Below are 1,396 nucleotides of genomic sequence, written 5' to 3' on the forward strand. Positions count from 1 at the left end.
GCCCACCCCGGCCGAGCCCCACCCCGACGCGGGCCGCCCCGGCCCCGTCGTCCGCCCCCAGGTCGAACACGCCCGAGACCACGGGCACGTCAAGGAAAGTGAGCGGGGATTACTGATGCATGACCTCGTCGTGGTGGGCGCAGGCCCCTACGGACTGTCGATCGCCTCCCACGCCGCCGCAGCCGGGCTCGACATCCGGGTGCTGGGGCGGCCCATGGCGAGTTGGCGGGACCACATGCCCGAGGGCATGTTCCTGAAATCCGAGCCGTGGTCCTCCAACCTGTCCGACCCGGGGCAGCGGCACACGCTCGCCGCCTACTGCGCGCCGCGCGGCCTGCGCGCCGAGCACGCCTCCCCGCTGCCGATCCGCACCTTCAGCGACTACGGGATGTGGTTCGCCGACCAACTGCAGCCGAGAGTCGAGGAGGTGACGGTCACCCACGTGGCCCGCACCGACGGCGGCTTCTCGGTCACCACCGCGGAGGAGGGGACGATCCGGGCCAGGTCCGTCGTCCTGGCGATCGGCGTCATGCCGTTCGTCAACCGCCCCGGACCGCTCCGCAAGCTGCCGCCGCAGCTCGCGTCGCACAGCAGCGACCACGGCGACCTCTCCGGCTTCCTCGGTCTGGACGTCACCGTGGTCGGCGCCGGGCAGGCGGCGCTGGAGACCGCCGCGCTGCTCGCCGAGGCGGGAGCGCGCCCCCAGATCCTGGCGCGGGCCGAGCGGATCAACTGGAACACCCTGCCGCAGCCGCTGCGCCGTCCCCCGCTGGCGTCGCTGCGGGAGCCGCACTCCGGTCTCGGCACGGGCTGGTCCACCTGGGCGTGGTCGGAGCTCCCCTGGGCGGTGCGACGGCTGCCGAGCACCCTGCGGGTGCGCATCGCCGACAGCGCGCTGGGGCCGGCCGGGGCCTGGTGGCTGCGTGACCGGGTCGAGGGCGTCGTGCCGGCCTTCCTGTGCCGGAGCATCGTCTCGGCGGAGGCCGCAGGCGGCGGGGTCCGGCTCCGGGTCGCGGGTCCGGACGGGACGCGCCGGACGATGGAGACCGGCCATGTGGTGGCGGCGACCGGCTTCGTGCCGGAGCTGGACCGGTTGGCGATGCTGTCCCCGTCGCTGCGTGCCGGGATCCGCACCACACCGGGGAGCGGAGCGCCCTGGCTCGGCTCCGCCTTCGAGTCGTCGGTGCCCGGGCTGTTCTTCGCCGGACTGCTCAGCGCGCCGTCCTTCGGTCCCGCGATGCGTTTCGTGCACGGCGCGACGTTCACCGCCGGGCGGCTGGTCCGCGGTGTGCGGCGCCATCTGGACGCGGTGCGCCCGGCGGCCGGCGGGGCGGCGCTCTCCGCGCCCGGCGCCAACACCGCCGCGGGGCTGACGGCCGGCCGGGAGTCCTCGCAG

At 75.4% G+C, this 1,396-nt stretch carries 1 protein-coding gene; it reads left to right on the plus strand.

Annotated features, from left to right (window positions below):
* Positions 1–115: 115 nt before the first annotated feature.
* Positions 116–1,396: NAD(P)-binding domain-containing protein (locus HCN52_RS24440; RefSeq protein WP_168090590.1), on the plus strand; the 1,281-nt coding region annotated here is incomplete at its 3' end.

The organism is Streptomyces bohaiensis (assembly GCF_012033785.1).
Lineage (GTDB): Bacteria > Actinomycetota > Actinomycetes > Streptomycetales > Streptomycetaceae > Streptomyces > Streptomyces bohaiensis.